The organism is Macrococcus sp. PK (assembly GCF_022501545.1).
GTDB classification, from domain to species: Bacteria; Bacillota; Bacilli; order Staphylococcales; family Staphylococcaceae; genus Macrococcoides; species Macrococcoides epidermidis.
Map to the genome: position 1 here is coordinate 56,616 of NZ_JAEPRF010000007.1, position 19,321 is coordinate 75,936.

At 34.5% G+C, this 19,321-nt stretch carries 17 protein-coding genes; 13 read left to right on the forward strand and 4 right to left on the reverse strand.

Going from position 1 to position 19,321, the window contains the following annotated elements; all coding sequences use genetic code 11:
• Nucleotides 1-2 precede the first annotated feature (2 nt).
• The 9 genes from uvrA to whiA all read left to right on the forward strand — a co-directional run bounded on the left by uvrA (nt 3) and on the right by whiA (nt 10,523).
• Entirely contained in the window at nt 3-2,825 is a 2,823-nt protein-coding gene (uvrA, locus tag JJJ02_RS05910) for an excinuclease ABC subunit UvrA (RefSeq protein ID WP_240837955.1), read from the forward strand.
• 108 nt (nt 2,826-2,933) lie between these two features.
• On the forward strand, nt 2,934-3,863 hold the full coding sequence (gene hprK, locus JJJ02_RS05915) for an HPr(Ser) kinase/phosphatase (protein WP_240837957.1): 930 nt from the start codon (nt 2,934-2,936) through the stop codon (nt 3,861-3,863).
• Nucleotide 3,864: 1 nt separating this feature from the next.
• Nucleotides 3,865-4,707, forward strand: coding sequence for a prolipoprotein diacylglyceryl transferase (lgt, locus tag JJJ02_RS05920; protein ID WP_240837959.1), 843 nt, complete (start codon nt 3,865-3,867; stop codon nt 4,705-4,707).
• On the forward strand, nt 4,685-5,167 hold the full coding sequence (locus JJJ02_RS05925) for an acyltransferase (RefSeq protein ID WP_240837961.1): 483 nt from the start codon (nt 4,685-4,687) through the stop codon (nt 5,165-5,167). Before lgt ends, JJJ02_RS05925 begins: the two co-directional genes overlap by 23 nt.
• Nucleotides 5,168-5,199: 32 nt before the next feature.
• Nucleotides 5,200-6,618, forward strand: a complete 1,419-nt coding sequence (locus JJJ02_RS05930) for a tetratricopeptide repeat protein (RefSeq protein WP_240837963.1) — start codon at nt 5,200-5,202, stop codon at nt 6,616-6,618.
• 55 nt (nt 6,619-6,673) lie between these two features.
• On the forward strand, nt 6,674-7,600 hold the full coding sequence (gene trxB, locus JJJ02_RS05935; protein ID WP_240837965.1) for a thioredoxin-disulfide reductase: 927 nt from the start codon (nt 6,674-6,676) through the stop codon (nt 7,598-7,600).
• Nucleotides 7,601-7,649: 49 nt separating this feature from the next.
• Complete coding sequence (gene rapZ / locus JJJ02_RS05940; RefSeq protein WP_255724805.1) at nt 7,650-8,591, forward strand: RNase adapter RapZ; 942 nt, start codon at nt 7,650-7,652, stop codon at nt 8,589-8,591.
• The gene (locus tag JJJ02_RS05945) at nt 8,578-9,570 is read left to right on the forward strand and encodes a gluconeogenesis factor YvcK family protein (protein WP_240837967.1); all 993 of its coding nucleotides are present in this window, start codon (nt 8,578-8,580) and stop codon (nt 9,568-9,570) included. The genes rapZ and JJJ02_RS05945 overlap by 14 nt, the downstream gene beginning before the upstream one ends.
• A gap of 2 nt (nt 9,571-9,572) precedes the next feature.
• Nucleotides 9,573-10,523, forward strand: a complete 951-nt coding sequence (gene whiA, locus JJJ02_RS05950) for a DNA-binding protein WhiA (RefSeq protein WP_096077083.1) — start codon at nt 9,573-9,575, stop codon at nt 10,521-10,523.
• Between the two features lie 49 nt (nt 10,524-10,572).
• Here the strand turns inward: whiA and JJJ02_RS05955 are convergent, their stop codons facing one another.
• From JJJ02_RS05955 to clpP, 4 genes are all read right to left on the reverse strand, one after another.
• On the reverse strand, nt 10,573-11,976 hold the full coding sequence (locus tag JJJ02_RS05955; protein ID WP_240837969.1) for an alkaline phosphatase: 1,404 nt from the start codon (nt 11,974-11,976) through the stop codon (nt 10,573-10,575).
• Between the two features lie 102 nt (nt 11,977-12,078).
• Nucleotides 12,079-12,804: a hypothetical protein gene (locus JJJ02_RS05960; RefSeq protein ID WP_240837971.1), complete on the reverse strand. Its 726-nt coding sequence runs from the start codon at nt 12,802-12,804 to the stop codon at nt 12,079-12,081.
• A gap of 79 nt (nt 12,805-12,883) precedes the next feature.
• Nucleotides 12,884-14,254, reverse strand: coding sequence for an alkaline phosphatase (locus JJJ02_RS05965; RefSeq protein ID WP_111714311.1), 1,371 nt, complete (start codon nt 14,252-14,254; stop codon nt 12,884-12,886).
• 244 nt (nt 14,255-14,498) lie between these two features.
• Nucleotides 14,499-15,092 carry an ATP-dependent Clp endopeptidase proteolytic subunit ClpP gene (gene clpP, locus JJJ02_RS05970; protein WP_099580368.1) on the reverse strand — a complete coding sequence of 198 codons (594 nt, stop codon included), beginning with the start codon at nt 15,090-15,092 and terminating at the stop codon, nt 14,499-14,501.
• A gap of 265 nt (nt 15,093-15,357) precedes the next feature.
• Here clpP and JJJ02_RS05975 point away from each other — a divergent pair, with 265 nt between their 5' ends.
• The 4 genes from JJJ02_RS05975 (at nt 15,358) to JJJ02_RS05990 (ending at nt 19,318) form a co-directional block, all read left to right on the forward strand.
• Nucleotides 15,358-15,609, forward strand: coding sequence for a glutaredoxin family protein (locus JJJ02_RS05975; protein WP_240837972.1), 252 nt, complete (start codon nt 15,358-15,360; stop codon nt 15,607-15,609).
• Nucleotides 15,610-15,765: 156 nt separating this feature from the next.
• Nucleotides 15,766-16,809, forward strand: coding sequence for a sugar-binding transcriptional regulator (locus JJJ02_RS05980; RefSeq protein WP_111714313.1), 1,044 nt, complete (start codon nt 15,766-15,768; stop codon nt 16,807-16,809).
• A gap of 188 nt (nt 16,810-16,997) precedes the next feature.
• Nucleotides 16,998-18,011: a type I glyceraldehyde-3-phosphate dehydrogenase gene (gene gap / locus JJJ02_RS05985; RefSeq protein WP_111714314.1), complete on the forward strand. Its 1,014-nt coding sequence runs from the start codon at nt 16,998-17,000 to the stop codon at nt 18,009-18,011.
• 116 nt (nt 18,012-18,127) lie between these two features.
• The gene (locus JJJ02_RS05990; protein ID WP_111714315.1) at nt 18,128-19,318 is read left to right on the forward strand and encodes a phosphoglycerate kinase; all 1,191 of its coding nucleotides are present in this window, start codon (nt 18,128-18,130) and stop codon (nt 19,316-19,318) included.
• The last annotated feature ends 3 nt before the right edge of the window (nt 19,319-19,321 follow it).

Here is a 19,321-nt window from a genome sequence, read left to right on the forward strand (position 1 = left end):
ATATGAAAAATAAATCAATCGTAGTTAAAGGTGCGAGAGCACATAATTTAAAGAATATAGATATAGAAATACCTCGTGATAAACTGGTCGTTATGACTGGACTTTCAGGATCAGGTAAATCAAGTTTAGCTTTCGACACTATTTATGCTGAAGGTCAAAGAAGATATGTAGAATCACTAAGTGCTTATGCCAGAATGTTCTTAGGCCAAATGGATAAACCTGATGTCGATGTGATAGAAGGGTTATCGCCTGCGATATCAATTGATCAGAAAACGACGAGCAAGAATCCACGAAGTACAGTTGCGACAGTTACTGAAATTTATGATTATCTGAGATTGTTATATGCACGTATCGGTATACCTTATTGTCCGATTCACGGTATTGCGATTGAATCACAAACGATTCAACAGATGGTAGATAAAGTTATGGCGATGGAAGAGCGTACAAAGATTCAGATTTTCGCACCAGTTATTCGTGGGCGAAAAGGGACACATAAGAAGTTGATAGAAGAAATTTCTAAAAAAGGTTATGCACGTATACAGGTTGATGGCGAAGTATATGATGTTACCGACGAAATTGATTTAAATAAAAATCAAAATCACGATATTGATGTAGTAGTCGATCGTCTTGTTGTAAAGCCAGGTATCGAAGCAAGACTTGCAGACTCTTTAGAGAATGCTTTAAAACTTGCAGAAGGGAATGTCGTGGTAGATGTTATTGGTGGTGAGCAGGTAAAGTTTTCAGAACATCATGCATGTCCGATTTGTGGTTTTTCAATTGAGAAACTAGAACCGAGAATGTTCTCGTTTAATTCGCCGTTTGGTGCTTGTCCTGATTGCGATGGATTAGGCACTAAATTATCGGTTGATGTCGACCTTGTTATTCCGGATAAATCGCTCACACTTGATAAAGGAGCGATTCTACCATGGGAACCGATTAGTTCTAACTACTATCCAACTTTGCTAAAGCAAGCATGTAAACATTTTAATATCAGTATGAAAAAACCTTTCGAAAAGTTAACAGAAGAAGAACAGCATATTATTTTATATGGTCATAATGACGAAATATCTTTTACATTTAAACAGGATAATGGAGTTACGCGTAAACGTGTAATGCAGTATGAAGGTGTATTAAATAATATCGAACGTCGTTATAAGGAAAGTCCTTCTGAATATACACGCGAACAAATGCGTAAATATATGGTGGATGAAGCTTGTCATACGTGCCATGGCTATCGACTCTCAAATGAAGCGATGAGTGTGAAGATAAAAGACCAACACATTGGACAAGTTGTAGAATTTTCGATCGGTGAAGCATTGAAATATTATGATTCGATTGAATTAACTGAGAAAGAGCAGCAAATCTCTAAACTTATATTAAAGGAAATTACTGAACGCTTGAGTTTCTTAAACAATGTTGGTCTTGAATATTTAACATTAAACCGTGCCGCTGGAACGCTTTCAGGTGGAGAAGCTCAACGTATCAGATTAGCAACACAAATTGGTTCTCGTTTAACAGGTGTAATGTACGTATTGGATGAACCATCCATCGGGTTACATCAACGAGATAACGATAAGCTAATTGATACATTGAAGTCTATGCGTGATATGGGAAATACATTGATTGTTGTAGAGCATGATGAAGATACGATGCTTGCTGCAGACCATTTAATTGATATCGGACCAGGCGCGGGTGTACATGGTGGTGAAATTGTAGCGCAAGGTACACCGAATCAAGTCATGAAAAATAAAAAGTCATTAACAGGACAATATTTAAGTGGTAAAAAACAAATAGAAATGCCTGAAACGCGTCGTAAATCAGATGGACGTTTTATAACCATCGAAAATGCGACAAGTAATAACTTAAAAGGTGTATCTGTAAATATTCCATTAGGTATGATGACCTTAGTCACTGGTGTATCAGGTTCAGGTAAAAGTAGCTTAGTTAATGATGTGTTGTATAAAGCACTTGCTCAAAAATTATATAAAACAAAAGCAAAACCTGGTTCCCATGACGCAGTGACAGGTATTGAGCATATTGATAAAATTATTGATATTGATCAATCACCTATCGGACGTACACCACGATCAAATCCAGCCACATATACTGGACTATTTGATGATATACGCGATGTATTCAGTCAAACGAATGAAGCGAAGTTACGCGGCTATCAAAAAGGCCGTTTTAGCTTTAATGTTAAGGGCGGCAGATGTGAAGCTTGTCGAGGTGATGGTATCATCAAGATAGAAATGCACTTCTTGCCAGATGTATATGTACCGTGTGAAGTGTGTGGCGGAAAACGCTATAACCGCGAAACATTAGAAGTAACCTATAAAGATAAAAATATTGCTGATATATTAAATATGACAGTAGAAGATGCATATCACTTCTTCGAGAATATTCCTAAAATTAAACGTAAACTAAAAACGATAGTAGATGTTGGTTTAGGTTATGTGAAGTTGGGACAACCTGCTACTACATTATCGGGTGGAGAAGCACAACGTGTTAAATTAGCCAGTGAGTTACACCGTAGAAGTAACGGTAAGACTTTATATATTCTGGATGAGCCGACAACAGGTCTTCATGTCGATGATATTGCGAGATTACTTAAAGTATTAGAGAAGCTTGTAGAAAATGGTGATACTGTCCTGATTATCGAACATAATTTAGATGTAATTAAAACAGCAGATCATATTATTGATTTAGGACCGGAAGGTGGCGACAATGGTGGTAAGATTATCGCCATTGGTACCCCGGAACAAATTATGGAATCAAGCGCATCTTATACAGGAAGATATTTAAAACGACATGTAGAACGTCAGTAAATAATAAAGAGACATTGACATGAATTTGTCAGTGTCTCTTTGTCGTTTTAAATTGTATTATTGCGTAAAGTTATTTAATATGAAAGTATTGGATGATGGAGGTTTAACATGATAACGAGTATAGAATTGATCGAGAAGTTTGACTTAGAAATTATTGCAGGTAATGTAGCGATAGAAATTCCTATTATCAATACGAATATATCGAGACCTGGATTAGAGATGGCAGGATTCTTTTCACATTATTCTTCTGATAGAATACAGGTGCTCGGAACAACTGAAATGTCGTTTTTTGAAACATTGAGTAAAGAAGACAGAAGAGAACGTATGCAAAAACTATGTAGAAAAGAAACACCTTGTATTATTTTAACGCGAAATATTGATGCGCCTGAAGAACTAGTGGATGCTTGTAACCGTAAAGGAACACCATTGTTAAGTAGTAGTGATGTTACGACAAGTTTAATCAATAAAATTTCTTCATTCCTGGAAAGAGAGCTCGCACCTGAAACAAGTCTTCATGGTGTTTTGGTTGATGTATACGGAGTCGGTGTACTCATCACGGGTGATTCTGGTGTAGGGAAAAGTGAAACGGCATTGGAGCTTGTTAAACGTGGACATAGATTGGTTGCTGATGACAATGTTGAAATTAAAGAAATTTCAAGAAATGTTTTAATGGGAAAAGCACCGAAACTTATTGAACATCTGCTTGAAATTCGTGGCTTAGGTATTATCAATGTCATGACACTTTTTGGAGCTGGTAGTGTATTACCTGAAAAAAGACTAATGTTAAATGTCAATCTTGAATTCTGGGCGAAAGATAAAACGTATGATCGTGTGGGTTTAGTAGAAGAAACATTAACGATACTTGACTCTAAGATTACAAAGAAAACTGTACCGGTAAGACCTGGACGTAACTTAGCTGTTATTATCGAAGTTGCAGCGATGAATTATCGATTAAATAAGATGGGTACAAATACTGCAAAAGATTTTAATGACAGGTTAAATGCACAAATTAAAAATCAATCATTAAAGGAGATTTAAAATGCTGTTAACTCTTAACCCTATAGCACTAGAGCTTGGTCCGATACAAATTCGCTGGTATGGCGTCATTATAGCAGTAGGTATATTACTTGGATATCTACTCGCACAACGTGAAACAGAAAAGAAGCATTTTCCTGAAAATACGCTGATAGATATTGTGATCAGTTCAGTAATTTCCGGCATAATTTGTGCGCGAATCTATTATGTCGCATTTGAATGGTCATATTATAAAGAACATCTGTCAGAGATACCGATGATAATGAACGGTGGTATAGCGATACATGGTGGATTAATTGGAGCACTTGGGATGGCTTACTTTTTAACACGCAAGAAGCATGTATCATTTTTCCAGCTTGGTGACATTGCAGCACCAAGTATAATTCTTGGCCAGGCAATTGGTCGCTGGGGCAATTTTATGAACCAGGAGGCACATGGCGGAGAAGTATCAAGAAGTTTCTTAGAGCAACTTCATATACCTGAATTCATCATTAACAACATGAAGATAGACGGCGTTTATTATCATCCTACTTTTCTTTATGAATCGATATGGAATTTCACCGGTTTTGTTATTTTATTATTACTCCGCAAACATTTGAAGATTGGCCAGACGTTACTTAGCTATGCCATCTGGTATTCAATCGGACGTTTTTTCATCGAAGGTATGCGTACGGACAGTTTAATGTTAACGGAACATTTAAGAATTGCTCAGATGATTTCAATTACGATTATCATTGCTGCACTTGCGATATGGATTTATCGTAATTTTAAATATCAATTGCCTAAATATAAAGACGTTAATTTTCCGATGAGGAGTTCAGGTGATGCGCAAAACGTCAAGCATTAGATCAAATGGAGTTAATCCTTTATGGCATATGTATCGCACAGTTTCATTTATTAAAGTAGCCAAGAATTTTGTTGTGATAGAAAGTGGCAGAATATGTCCTTCAGTTAAATTAAAACGTCATTTATATCGCATATTTCTCGGTATGAAAATCGGCAATAAAACTTCAATTGCATATAAAGCGATGCCTGACTTGATGTTTCCTGAAAGAATTACAATCGGTGATAATTCAGTAATAGGCTACAATGCTACTTTGTTAACACACGAATATTTAATCGACGAGTATCGCATTGGAAATATTGAAATCGGATCAAATGTATTAATAGGTGCTAATGCACTCGTATTACCCGGCGTAACAATCGGTGATAATGCAATCATTGGAGCGATGACACTCGTGTCCAAAGATGTGCCGGCAAATTCATTTGCATATGGTAATCCAATGATTATTAAAAATAAGGTATAATTGAAGTATCGACATAAAAAGGGGTGTGATGGATGGATAACATTATAAAATTTCCTAGTAATGATGATGAATTTTATAAGATCGGCTTAAAAAAACAGAGCCAGCAATCATATGATGAAGCCATCTCATTTTATATAAAATCCCTTCAAAAAGAAAACAAATGGAAAGTAAATAAAAGCTTATCAGAATGTTTACAGATGATTGGTAAGTTTGATGATGCAGAGCAAACGTTAATTAAGTATTTAAGTACGGATTTTGATTGTATAGATGTGTTTTATGAACTCAGTCAACTGTTCGTAAAACGTCGCGATCCTAATAAGGCTTTTTTATTTGGTATGTACTACTGCTTGCATTCAGATGATATTTCATATCTTGATGAACTACAGACATTGTTTGAAGTATTTTACGAAGATCAGTCAAAGGTTGAAAGTGAAAGTGAAAGTTTTGTTGTGCACTATATCTTTCAGAATTTCTTTCAGAACTTTCATTATGAATTAGCGCTGGACTGGATTAATTATCAGCCTGTTGATATACAGGAATGTTCAGAAATACGTAATTTAAAAGCGATGACTTTACTTTTTATCGGACAATACAAGGAAAGTGGCGCGATATTAGAGCAGCTATTATATGAAGATGCGACGGATATACATGCACTTTGTCATTATACTCTACTGCTATATAATACGAATCAAACAGAACAGTATGAATTATATTTAAAACGTCTTAAAAAAATTGTACCGATTAATGATGAAGAGAAGTTTAAGCTAGGTATCGTGCTAAGTTTCCTGAAAAAATTTGAAACATCTCAAGATTTACTTTTACCTTTGTACAAAAAAGGTAAATTTGTGAATAGTCAAATGTTACATGCACTTAGTTTTAATAGTTTTGCTTTAGGTCATCACAGTCAGTCTGATCAATTGTGGGCAAATCTTACTGAAATGGTACAGAATCCAGGACCTAGTCCGAGGCAAATTTATGATGGCCAACAATATTTGAGTGATGAAATTTTACCGCTTCTTGAACATATCGATCGCAATCATCGTTTGATCGGCATTTTTTTAATTTCGCAGATGAATGATAAGACACTTATTATCAATCGTAAAGTATGGGAAATTCTAGAAGGTATGCCTGACTTTGAAAAGCTCTACCTTTCATATATCTTTCATAATATTAATCTAATAAAACTTGATTTTATCCATAAAGGATTGAAAGTGTTATTCGATGAAGTATATGATATTGCTTTATTTGATTATTGGATTGAAAAAGCTGAAGCAATTATTGATGCTAAGATGGATCTGAAAAATATCCAGGCATACACTGCAGTATGTTACTTTTTATATATGAGGATGTCGAATGATAAAATAACTAAGCGAGAAGTTATCGAAAAATTTAATACGACGCGTTATCATTTTGTAAAAGTATATGATGCCTTTAAGCAAAATAATATTTAAAATTAATAAGTTGTTGTATATTGAACTTACGAATTGAAATAATGGAGGTAAGAAAATGACTGAAATAAAAGAATATGATGTAGTAATCGTTGGTGCAGGACCTGCAGGAATGACTGCAGCAGTTTATGCATCGCGAGCTAATCTATCAACAATTATGATTGAACGTGGTATGCCAGGTGGACAAATGGCAAACACAGCAGATGTAGAAAACTTTCCGGGATTTGATTTAATCACTGGACCAGATTTATCTACAAAAATGTTTAATCATGCGCAAAAATTTGGTGCTGAATATGCATATGGAGATATTAAATCTGTAACATTAGACGGCGATATGAAGATAATTGATCTTGGTGAAAAACAATTGAAAGCTAAAGCATTGATTATAGCAACTGGTGCTGAATATAAAAAAATCGGTGTGCCTGGTGAACAGGAATTAGGTGGCCGAGGCGTTTCATATTGTGCTGTATGTGACGGAGCATTCTTTAAACAGAAACACTTAATCGTTATCGGTGGTGGAGATTCTGCAGTTGAAGAAGGGGTTTATTTAACTAAGTTTGCAGACAAAGTTACAATCGTCCATCGCAGAGATAAGTTAAGAGCACAAAAAATCTTACAGGATAGAGCATTTAAAAATGAAAAAGTCGATTTCATCTGGAATTCAACATTAAAATCAATTAACGGTGATACGAAAGTGAGTTCTGTAACGTTAGTTGATAATGATGGTGTTGAATCAACTGTACCAACAGACGGTGTGTTCGTATATATCGGTATGCAGCCATTAACGAAACCATTTTTAGATTTAGGTATTACTGATGAAGTAGGATACATTATTACAAATGATGAAATGGAAACAAGCATTCCTGGCATTTATGCTGCAGGAGATGTACGTGTTAAAAAATTAAGACAAATTGTTACTGCAACAGGTGATGGTAGTATTGCTGCCCAAAATGCACAACATTATATTGAGGCTTTAAACGACTAATAATAAGAGTAAAATAGATACGCATTCGCGTGTCTATTTTTGTGAATTCATGTATTATAGAAGTAATAGCTTCTTGAGGGGGATTTCAGTGAATAATGAAGAAAGTTTTAAAAAATTAGTCGTTGTAACTGGTATGAGTGGAGCCGGAAAGTCGGTAGCAATTCAATGCTTAGAAGATTTAGGTTATTTTTGTGTTGATAATCTACCGCCAATATTATTACCTAAATTTGTTGAATTGATGCAGGATAATAATCAGTCACTTTCACGTGTTGCATTAGGTGTAGATTTACGTGGTAAAGATTTTTTCGACAATTTACGTGAAGAACTTCAAAATATAACCAATTTAACGGATATACTTGTGCAGGTATTATTTATTGAAGCAAATGATAATGTACTTGTGTCCCGCTATAAAGCAACACGTCGTACACACCCGATTGCATCAGGAGGGACACCTTTAGAAGCAATCAATGAAGAACGTCGATTATTAGCAGATCTACGTGGTGTAGCAACGCATATTGTTGATTCTTCAGAGTTTAAACCTAAAGAGTTACGTTCAAAAGTGATTGAACTATTCGGTTCTGGAAAAGACAATATATTCTCTATCAATGTAATGAGTTTTGGTTTCAAACATGGTGTCCCGATCGATGCAGACATTGTCTTTGATGTGCGTTTTTTACCGAATCCTTATTATATTGAGGAACTACGTCCTTTAACTGGAATGGATGCACGTGTTTATGATTATGTGATGAAATGGAAAGAAACTGAAATATTCTATACGAAGCTGATGGACTTATTGAAATTTGTGATTCCTGGATATATGCGTGAAGGAAAGTCACAAGTTGTAATTGCGATTGGATGTACAGGTGGTCAACACCGTTCTGTTGCTTTAGCAGAACGTATTAGCAATGAACTGATAGATTTCTTTGATTTTGAATTGAATACTCGCCACAGAGATGCACTAATAGAAGGAATCATTGATGAGAAGGCTTAAAATTTGTCTGATTGGCGGTGGTACAGGATTATCCGTAATGGCGAGAGGTTTAAAGCATTATCCTGTAGAAATAACGGCAATCGTAACAGTAGCAGATGATGGTGGAAGTACTGGTAAAATTCGTGATGTCATGGATATACCCGCACCTGGAGATGTGCGTAATGTACTTGCAGCATTAAGCGATGTGGAGCCGATGCTTGAGAAATTGTTTCAGTATCGTTTTAATGATGAAACTTTAGGTGGGCATCCAGTTGGAAATTTGATGCTTGCTGCAATGACAGATGTAACAAGTGATTTTGGGCATGCAGTCAAAGAGCTGAGCAAAATATTAAATGTTAAAGGTACAGTAATACCTTCTACAAATACGAGCCCTATTCTCAATGCAATTATGGAGGACGGAGAAATTGTAGTCGGAGAATCTTTAATACCTTTAAAAGATAAAAAAATTGAAAGTGTATTTTTGACACCTTCAAACATTAAACCGATGAAAGAAGCGGTAGAAGCTTTACTTGAATCTGATTTGATTGTAATGGGACCAGGTAGTCTATATACAAGTATCATCCCGAATTTAGTTTTGGATGAACTTGCTGAAGCGATTGTTAAAAGTGATGCAAAAAAACTTTATGTCTCTAATATCATGACACAACGCGGTGAAACGATTGATTATACAGTCGCTGACCATATTGAAGCGATTCATAAGCATGTTGGGCAGCCATTTATACAATTTGTTATTGCAAATGATACTACATTTGATAATAAAATTCATGATAACTATGCACGAAACAATTCGACTTTTGTTCATTGCGATTATGATAGCATCCGAAAAATGGGCATTGAACTGATTACTGATAACGAACTTGTTGATATCAATTTAGACGGTATTGTACGTCATAATAATGAAATCCTTGCTGATATGATATATGAACTTGCATTAAGTGAAATCAGTACAATAGAGTTTAACCAGAAAGAAGGCGAGTAATTGTGTCGTTTGCCTCAGAAATGAAAAATGAATTAACACGGATAGAAACAGATATGTGCTGTAGTAAAGCAGAATTATCAGCGCTAATTCGTATGAATGGCAATTTGAGCATTCAGAACATGAAGTGGGTAATCAATGTTCAATCTGAAAATGCTGCGATTGCAAGACGAGTATATAGTTTAACGAAGAAAATCTTTGGTGTAGATATTGAATTGCTCGTTCGTAAGAAGATGAAACTTAAAAAAAATAATGTCTATATCTGTAGAATAAAAATGAAAACGAAAGAAATTCTGGACGAACTTAAAATATTAACTGATGGTGAATTTAAACAAATTGTCGATAAGTCTTTAGTATCAGATGAATGCTGTAAACGCAGCTATTTACGCGGTGCTTTTTTGGCAGGGGGATCAGTTAATAATCCTGAGACATCTTCTTACCATCTTGAAATATTTTCTTTATATGAAAGCCACTCACTTGGTTTAACAGCATTAATGAATGAATATGAATTAAACGCAAAAACTTTAGAACGTAAAAAAGGTTATATTTCATATTTAAAAGAAGCAGAGAAGATTTCTGAATTTCTCAGTATCATTGGTGGCTATCAGGCGCTATTAAAGTTTGAAGATGTAAGAATTGTACGAGATATGCGTAACTCTGTTAATCGTCTTGTGAATTGTGAAACAGCAAATTTAAATAAAACAATCAGCGCAGCGATGAGACAAGTAGAGAATATTAAATTAATCGACCGGGAAATTGGAATCGATGAATTACCGGAGCGACTTAGAGAAATAGCACGTCTAAGGGTATTACATCAGGACATATCACTTAAGGAATTAGGTGAAATGGTTTCTACAGGTGTTATATCTAAATCAGGCGTGAATCATCGTCTAAGAAAACTAGATGAAATAGCTGATAAACTACGTTCAGGAGAGTCAATTGAATTGAAGAAATAAAATAAACCGGATGAGCAATGTTGCTCATCCGGTTTCATTCGTTCTATTATTATTTCTTTAAGAAAGATTTGATGTTCGTTGCATTTTGGATATTATGTTGAACACCTGCAAATTTCTCTTTACCTGGGCCATATGCGTAAACATGGATTTCTTCACCAGTATGAACTAATGATCCCCATCCAGCATTTGCACGAACGTCTACAACTTTATTGATTGCTTTTAATGTTGCTGTTTCGTCTTTTGCTGTTGCAGCATTGACGATTGCTTGACGCTCTTCAGCAGATAAATCTTCAAATTTGATGTTATCAGAGATTAATTTTTCAATATTAGCCCCGTCTTCAATTAATTTAGCTGTTAAACCTTCAGCAGTCATCTTCATATTGTTAACTATTTTTGGATGGAATTCATATTTATCACCTGTACCTACTGATAAACCACCAGTAGCGTGGTCAGCTAAAGCAATCACTAATGTATTACAATCTTTTTTAGCATAATTTACAGCTGATTGGTATGCTTTATCGAAAGCAGCAATTTCACTCATCATACCAGTTAAGTCATTAGCATGACCTGACCAGTCAGGTTGAGACCCTTCTACCATTAAGAAGAAACCTTTTTTGTTTTTAGATAACTTGCTGATTGCAGTATCTGTCATTTCTTTTAAAGAAGGCTCTTCAGCTGGACGATCGATGTCTTTACTCATTGCAGATGGAGCGAATAAACCAATTAAACGACTTGATTTAGATGCTTTTTCTTTTAACATTGCATCACGTGTTGTAACGTATTTAAATTTAGAACGTTTTTCTAAAGTTTTTACTAAGTCTAAAGTCACTTTACCGTTTTCATCTTTTTGTTTGAAGAAATCAACACCCCCACCAAGCATGACATCAACGATTGGGCGTTTGTATTTTCCTACTTTTACAGTACGAGACATTTGCTTAGCAATATCCATTTCATTTTTACGAGATTCATTATGCGCAGCAAATACTGCAGGTGTTGCGTGTGTTAACTCACTTGTTGCAACTAAACCAGTTGAACGACCTGCTTTTTTATAAGCTTCTAATACAGTTTCAACAGGTTTTTTGTTTTTATCAACTGAAATTGCCCCATTGTAAGTTCTTACACCTGTTGCTAATGCAGAACCAGCAGCACCTGAATCAGTGATGTTTAATTTTTCATCGTCACTGATTGTTAATTGAGAACCTACTAAATATTGATCAAAGAAAATTTTGTCTAAACCAGGTGTTTTTTCATTGTCTTTGTAGTAGCGGTAAGCACCTAGTTGTGAAATCCCCATACCATCACCAATCAATAAGATTACATTTTTAGGTGTTTTAGAACAAGTTGCTTTCTTTGCTGTCGCTGCGTCAGCAGTTGGTGCATTGAAAGGGATTACTGTTGAAGCTACTGTTGTTGCGATTAAAGTTGATGCTGCAATTGACTTGAAATTAACCATGTGGATAAATCCTCCTAATATTTGATAGCTTTAATATATCAGTATAATGTAAAGGATTTATTTATAAGCAGTAAATTTCATATTAACAAATTGTAAAGATTCCTATTTGGAACTTTTGAAGTCTTCAAATGATTTAAAAGGAGTATCTTCTATTACAAAACTTCCTTCTGTTTCATTATTAACCTGATGAATTGCTGTAAACATTAATAATTCACGTTTACTGTCGTATTGCGTTGCGCCGAATTTTTTTGCATAATTCTCATAAGCTATATAATCTTTATCATTTTTATTTAGCGTATCTAAATATTTATAATCTTCTTCGTGCATTTCAAACTTTGGATAAAAATGTGCTGATTTATCGCTACTAACAATTTCAACATGCTTTGGATCAGCAGTAATAAAGCGACCATCCTGCAGCATATACATTTTTAGATCCTTATATGTTACTTCAGAAATAGCCGTAAATTCATGGTTTTCACCTGCAGGTATCGTTGGAATTCCGTGCCCTGTATCTTCTGAATAGATGATTGTGTCATTATCTTTAACTTTGATCACTTTACTAATGGTTTTTGATTCTACACCTTTAACCGGATATTTTTTTATTTTTCCTGGTCTTAATTTTTCAACGGAACCAAATACTTTTTTAGTTTGCTGCTCTGTATAAGGTTTAATGTTTTTATTTGCTGAATTGCTAGACTTATCTTTATTTGATTTTGTATCAGTAGTACTTTCTGTAGACGTTTCTTTTTTAACTTGAGAGGAATGATCTGCATTACATGCAGTTAACAAAAGTGTAGTAGATAAGAATAATGTAGATAGGGATTTCATTTTAAAACTCCTTCTGATTTAAGTATAAAAAAATATATCCAGACACAATTTATGCCTGGATATTCTTTAAATAAGTTGACTATTTGAAGAATTTGAAGATGCGTTTCGCGTTATCTGTATTATCCATGCTACCGCGCCATTGTTCACTTCCTGGTCCATATCCGTAAATGTATACGTCTTCACCAGTGTGTCCGCCAGTTGTCCAACCAGTAAAACTTCTTTTGTTTACAGGTTTTTCGATAGCGTCTTCAATCTTCACAGCTTCTTTAGAAGCTACTGCATCTTTAATAGCTTGAATTTCTTCAGCTTCTAATTCGAAACCGATATTGTCTTTAATGATAGCATCGATGTCAGCGCCATCTTTCATCATTTGAGCACGTAAATATTCAGGTGTATGTTTCATCTTTTTGATTGGATCTACGAAGAAGTTATATTCTCCACCTTGTCCCATTGATAAACCACCAGTAGAGTGGTCAGCTGTTGCGATTACTAATGTATTACAGTCAGTTTTAGCGTATTTAATTGCTTCCTGGAATGCAGCATCGAAATCTTGCATTTCACTCATTGCACCAGTGATATCATTTGCATGACCAGCCCAGTCAATTTGAGAACCTTCTACCATTAAGAAGAATCCTTTTTTGTTAGAACCTAATTTTTTAAGTGCTGTATTTGTCATATCTTTTAATGATGGCATATTTTTATCACGGTCAATCATTTTTGGCATTCCACCAGGAGAGAATAAACCGATAACTTTCTTTTGCTTAGAGTTACTTGAAACTTTCTTTAACCATTTTTTGTTTGATACGAATTTGTATCCATCTTTTTGGAATTCTTTAATTAAGTTACGATCTTCACGTTCGAAATAATCTCTTCCGCCGCCTAAGATAACATCAACTTTGTGTTGTTTGTTAATCATTTCATCAAAGTAGTCATCAGCGATTGCAGCCATGTTTTTACGAGACTCATCATGCGCACCAAATGCAGCTGGAGTTGCATGTGTTACTTCACTTGTTGCAACTAAACCAGTTGATTTACCTTTTGCTTTAGCTTGCTCTAATACTGTTTTAACTTCTTTCTTATTAACGTCTACTGCGATTGCACTATTGTAAGTTTTAACACCAGCACTCATTGCTGTTGCAGCAGAAGCAGAATCCGTAATATTTTGATGTTCATCATCTGCAATTGTAGTTTGAGCACCTAATAAATAGTCATCAAATGAAATTCTGTCTAACTTCTTAGTAGCAGCATTGTCACGCATATATCTATGAGCAGCAACGAAAGATGGACCCATTCCGTCTCCGATCATAAAGATAACGTTTTTAGGTGTTGAACTTGGCTTACATACTTTTGTTGCAGCCTTTGCAGTGTGTGATGCATCAGTTACTGGCAGAGAAGTTGCTAATAAACCAGCAGTTAAAGTTGTAGCTAATACTTTGTTGATTTTCTTCATGATAATCCTCCAAAAAGTTAATAGTTTTTTAATGCAATCTAAATTTATCAAAACTTTGTAAATAAATGAGTGTGATTGTGTAAAAGTTTTGTAAATTACTATTTGTGTTAATCTTTTTAATCTATTTATTATTTTAATATAATAAATAGATTCACGTAAAAATGAAAAAGCACTTAGACATACAAATGTCTAAGTGCTTAGTATAAATAATTTATTCAGTTAATAATCTGTACCTATATTCTGATTATTTCTTCTCATCAATAGGATGCATAACTTCATCAATTAATCCATATTCTTTAGCTTCATCAGCAGATAAGAAATTATCTCGATCAGTATCTTTTTCAATTTTTTCAACAGGTTGACCTGTACGTTCAGAAAGAATACGATTCAGTTTTTCACGTGTTTTTAAAATATGACGTGCTGCAATTTCAATTTCAGTTGCTTGACCTTGCGCACCGCCTAAAGGTTGATGAATCATTACTTCTGCATTAGGTAATGCAAAACGTTTCCCTTTTGCACCTGCTGCTAATAAGAATGAACCCATTGATGCAGCCATGCCAATACAAATCGTTTGAACATCTGGTTTAATATGTTGCATCGTATCATAGATTGCCATACCAGCAGTGACACTTCCACCTGGTGAATTGATGTATAGGTAGATGTCTTTCTCAGCGTCCTGTGCTTGTAAGAATAATAACTGAGAAATAATTGAATTTGCTACATTATCATCAATAGCAGATCCTAGCATAATGATTCTATCTTTAAGTAAGCGAGAATAAATGTCATAAGCACGCTCACCTCTGTTAGTTGATTCGATAACTGTTGGAATTAAATTCATAATTTATTGCCTCCTTGTTTACTGTTAAAAATAATATACACTATAACGTCAAATATAGTCAAAGATTTGAAACTGTATTATAAAATTTTTTAATTTACTTGTTATTCATTATAATAGTAGATATTACATATTGATAGTGAAGTGCTATGAGGTTTATTAATATACAAATAATAAATAATAAAAAATGAATCGAAAAAATGAATATTAAATAATAAACATTAAATAACAATAAAAGACGCTTATTAAAATATAAAGGTAGGTCATTATGGAACATATTATTTTTTATACACAACCAAACTGTAATTTATGTGATGATGCAAAGTTTCAGATTTCATTTGCAAAGGAAGATATCGATATTAAAGTGACTGAAGTTAATATTCAGCAAGATGATAAGCTTAATGAATTATATTGTTTAAGTGTACCTGTGTTGATCGATAAAGATACTGGTGCAACAATACAGGAAGGTAATGTCGATTTTGTAACAATTATTGATTATTTTCAAAGTAAATATAAATAAATTAAAATAATATAAAATGTAAACGTTTTTAAGTTTTCTAATTACTTGCAAAACTTTTTTAGTCTTGCTATTATTGCTTTGTAACGTTAGTTAATTTTTGACCCATGTGGGTCGTATTTAGTCCAACTAATTGTTATCGATTAAAGGAGGAGTCATATGAATCATTTATTAAAGGTTCAACAATTACTGATTCCCGATTTAATTGAAAAGATGTATCGCCGTTATTTAATCTTAGATACGATTCATCTTCATCAGCCGATTGGTCGTAGATCTTTAAGTGATATACTTTTGATTACTGAAAGAGTACTCCGAACTGAGATTGATTTATTGAAAGTACAAGGTTTAGTTAATATTTCATCTAAAGGTATGACAATTACTGATGAAGGGATAGACGTACTTGCAGATCTTCAATCTCTAATGGAAGGTTATGCAGCATTAGAAAGTTTATCTCAACAAATCAAACAATATTATGGTTTAGAAGAAGTGATTGTAGTGAATGGTAATGTAGATACTGATGAAGTTGTTAAGAACAGACTTGGTGAAGCAGCTAGTAATGTTTTACAAAGATTAGTGATTAACGGTGATATCGTATCTGTAACTGGTGGTTCAACGATGCTAAGCGTAGCGAATCAGTTAAAACCGCTCAATAAACGCGTTATCTTCACACCTGCCCGAGGTGGATTAGGTGAAGACTTGTCTTTTCAAGCGAATGCAATTGTTCAGCAAATGGCTGAACACGGGAAATGTCAATTTGAAGTATTATATGTACCTGACCAGGTAAGTGAAGAAGCATATAATACACTTGTCAATGAACCATCTGTAAAGCGGGTACTCGACCATATTAAAAATGCAAACATTTTAATTCATGGTATCGGGGATGCGATGAAGATGGCAAAGCGTAGACATTCATCTAGTAATGATTTCGAAATTTTAAAACAAAAGAATGCTGTCGCAGAAGCATTCGGTTATTACTTTGATGCAGCTGGTGAAGTCGTCCATAAAGTTAGAACGGTCGGTATTCAACTAGAAGATTTAAATGAATCTATGAAAATTATCGCAGTTGCAGGTGGAAGTACTAAACAATATGCGATTGAAGCATATTTAAATGTTGCACCCAAACATACGATTTTAATTATTGATTCAACTGTAGCGCATTGGCTGGTGAAACAAATTAAACAACAGACTTTACCAGTTACATAATTTAAGTTATATGCGTAATATTTTTGTTTTAATGACTTTTATGGTTATAATTAAATTATGTTGTATAACGTGAAATAATTAGTGAAAGTATACAAATTGTGTATTTGATTAATGTGTTAAAAGAATTGGATTCACTTAGGGGTATCCCCTAATAAAATATATATGATATACAAAGGAGGCCATTACTCATGGCAGTAAAAGTAGCAATTAACGGATTTGGTAGAATTGGACGTTTAGCATTCAGAAGATTACAAGAAGTAGAAGGTATTGAAGTAGTAGCAGTTAACGATTTAACAGACGATAAAATGTTAGCGCATTTATTAAAATATGATACAACGCAAGGTCGTTTCAAAGAAGAAGTAGAAGTAATTGAAGGTGGATTCCGTGTAAACGGTCGCGAAATCAAATCATTCGAAAATCCAAACCCTGCTGAATTACCATGGGGCGAACTTGGAATCGATGTTGTTTTAGAATGTACTGGTTTCTTCACTGATAAAGAAAAAGCACAAGCGCATATCGAAGCAGGTGCTAAAAAAGTATTAATTTCAGCACCGGCAAAAGGTGACTTAAAAACTGTAGTGTACAACGTTAACCATGACGTATTAGACGGTTCAGAAGAAATCGTTTCAGGTGCTTCATGTACGACTAACTGTTTAGCACCAATGGCTAAAGTATTAAACGATGAATTCGGAATTATCGAAGGATTAATGATGACAGTTCACGCATTCACAGGTGACCAAAATACATTAGATGCACCACATGCTAAAGGTGACTTCCGTCGTGCACGTGCAGCAGCAAACAACATCGTACCTAACTCAACAGGTGCTGCAAAAGCAATCGGTTTAGTAATTCCAGAATTAAAAGGTAAATTAGATGGATCAGCACAACGTGTTCCAGTTCCAACTGGCTCTGTAACTGAGTTAACTACAATTTTAGAAAAAGAAGTTTCAGTTGAAGAAGTTAACGCTGCAATGAAAGCTGCTTCTAACGAATCATTCGGTTACACTGAAGATGAAATCGTTTCTTCTGATATTATCGGTATTACTTATGGTTCATTATTCGATGCAACACAAACACGTGTAATGACTGTTGGTGAACACCAAATGGTTAAAACAGTAGCTTGGTACGATAACGAAATGAGTTATACTGCTCAATTAGTACGTACTTTAGAATTCTTAGCTGAACAAGCACAATCTAAATAACATTTTATTCACGCGTAAGCGGGGGAAGATTTCGCTTCTCCTGCTTATTTTATTATTAGGGGTTCATTGTTATAATTAACATCGTAAACACTAATATTTTATAGGAGGCCACAAAGATGGTTAAAAAAATTGTTTCAGATTTAGACTTAAAAGATAAAAAGGTTTTAGTACGTGCAGATTTTAACGTACCTATGAAAGATGGTGCGATTACTAATGATAATCGTATCGTAGAAGCATTACCTACTATTAAATATATTATTGAACAAGGTGGTAAGGTTATTTTATTCTCTCACTTAGGTAAAGTGAAAGCAGAAGAGGATAAAGCGAAGTTATCATTACAACCTGTAGCAACACGATTAACTGAACTATTAGGAAAAGATGTTAAATTTGTAGCTGAAACACGTGGACAAGCATTAGAATCAGCAATTGATGCATTAGCTGCGGGAGATGTTTTATTATTTGAAAACACACGTTTTGAAGATGTAGATGGTAAGAAAGAAAGTAAAAACGATCCTGAATTAGGTAAGTACTGGGCTTCTTTAGGAGATGTGTTTGTCAATGATGCTTTTGGTACAGCTCATCGTGAGCATGCATCAAACGTAGGAGTAGCTACACATTTAGAAACTGCTGCTGGATTCCTGATGGAGAAAGAAATTAAATTCATCGGTGGCGTAGTAGAAAATCCTGAGCGCCCATTTGTAGCAATTTTAGGTGGCGCGAAAGTCTCTGACAAAATTGGCGTTATCGAAAACTTATTAAAAGTAGCTGATAAAGTATTAATCGGTGGAGGTATGGCTTATACTTTCTTAAAAGCTCAAGGTAAAGAAATCGGTCAATCATTATTAGAAGAAGATAAGATTGAACTAGCGAATGATTTATTAGCACGAGGAGAAGGTAAGATTGTATTACCAGTTGATGCAGTTGTAACGAAAGAATTCTCAAATGATGGAGAAATTTCAACTGTTTCAGTTGATGAAATTCCTCAAGATTTACAATCGTTAGATATTGGACCAGCTACGATTGAATTATTCAAAAAAGAATTAGAAGGCGCTAAAACAGTAGTTTGGAACGGACCAATGGGTGTATTTGAAATGAGCAACTTCGCTAAAGGTACAATCGGTGTTTGTGAAGCGATTGCACATTTAGATGGTGCGACTACAATTATCGGTGGTGGAGATTCAGCTGCAGCTGCTATGGATCTTGGATTTGCAGATAAATTTACACATATTTCAACAGGTGGCGGAGCGTCATTAGAATATTTAGAAGGTAAAGAACTACCTGGTATTAAATCAATCTCTGAAAAATAAAAA

What these genes read in the sequence shown, in the direction of transcription:
- JJJ02_RS05945 (WP_240837967.1), top strand. Translation starts at nt 8,578, where the DNA reads ATGAGAAGGCTTAAAATTTGTCTGATTGGCGGTGGTACAGGATTATCC.
- rapZ (WP_255724805.1), top strand. Translation starts at nt 7,650, where the DNA reads ATGTATTATAGAAGTAATAGCTTCTTGAGGGGGATTTCAGTGAATAAT.
- JJJ02_RS05955 (WP_240837969.1), bottom strand. Translation starts at nt 11,976, where the DNA reads ATGGTTAATTTCAAGTCAATTGCAGCATCAACTTTAATCGCAACAACA.
- JJJ02_RS05930 (WP_240837963.1), top strand. Translation starts at nt 5,200, where the DNA reads ATGGATAACATTATAAAATTTCCTAGTAATGATGATGAATTTTATAAG.
- JJJ02_RS05975 (WP_240837972.1), top strand. Translation starts at nt 15,358, where the DNA reads ATGGAACATATTATTTTTTATACACAACCAAACTGTAATTTATGTGAT.
- JJJ02_RS05980 (WP_111714313.1), top strand. Translation starts at nt 15,766, where the DNA reads ATGAATCATTTATTAAAGGTTCAACAATTACTGATTCCCGATTTAATT.
- gap (WP_111714314.1), top strand. Translation starts at nt 16,998, where the DNA reads ATGGCAGTAAAAGTAGCAATTAACGGATTTGGTAGAATTGGACGTTTA.
- hprK (WP_240837957.1), top strand. Translation starts at nt 2,934, where the DNA reads ATGATAACGAGTATAGAATTGATCGAGAAGTTTGACTTAGAAATTATT.
- uvrA (WP_240837955.1), top strand. Translation starts at nt 3, where the DNA reads ATGAAAAATAAATCAATCGTAGTTAAAGGTGCGAGAGCACATAATTTA.
- JJJ02_RS05965 (WP_111714311.1), bottom strand. Translation starts at nt 14,254, where the DNA reads ATGAAGAAAATCAACAAAGTATTAGCTACAACTTTAACTGCTGGTTTA.
- JJJ02_RS05990 (WP_111714315.1), top strand. Translation starts at nt 18,128, where the DNA reads ATGGTTAAAAAAATTGTTTCAGATTTAGACTTAAAAGATAAAAAGGTT.
- JJJ02_RS05925 (WP_240837961.1), top strand. Translation starts at nt 4,685, where the DNA reads ATGCGCAAAACGTCAAGCATTAGATCAAATGGAGTTAATCCTTTATGG.
- clpP (WP_099580368.1), bottom strand. Translation starts at nt 15,092, where the DNA reads ATGAATTTAATTCCAACAGTTATCGAATCAACTAACAGAGGTGAGCGT.
- trxB (WP_240837965.1), top strand. Translation starts at nt 6,674, where the DNA reads ATGACTGAAATAAAAGAATATGATGTAGTAATCGTTGGTGCAGGACCT.
- JJJ02_RS05960 (WP_240837971.1), bottom strand. Translation starts at nt 12,804, where the DNA reads ATGAAATCCCTATCTACATTATTCTTATCTACTACACTTTTGTTAACT.
- lgt (WP_240837959.1), top strand. Translation starts at nt 3,865, where the DNA reads ATGCTGTTAACTCTTAACCCTATAGCACTAGAGCTTGGTCCGATACAA.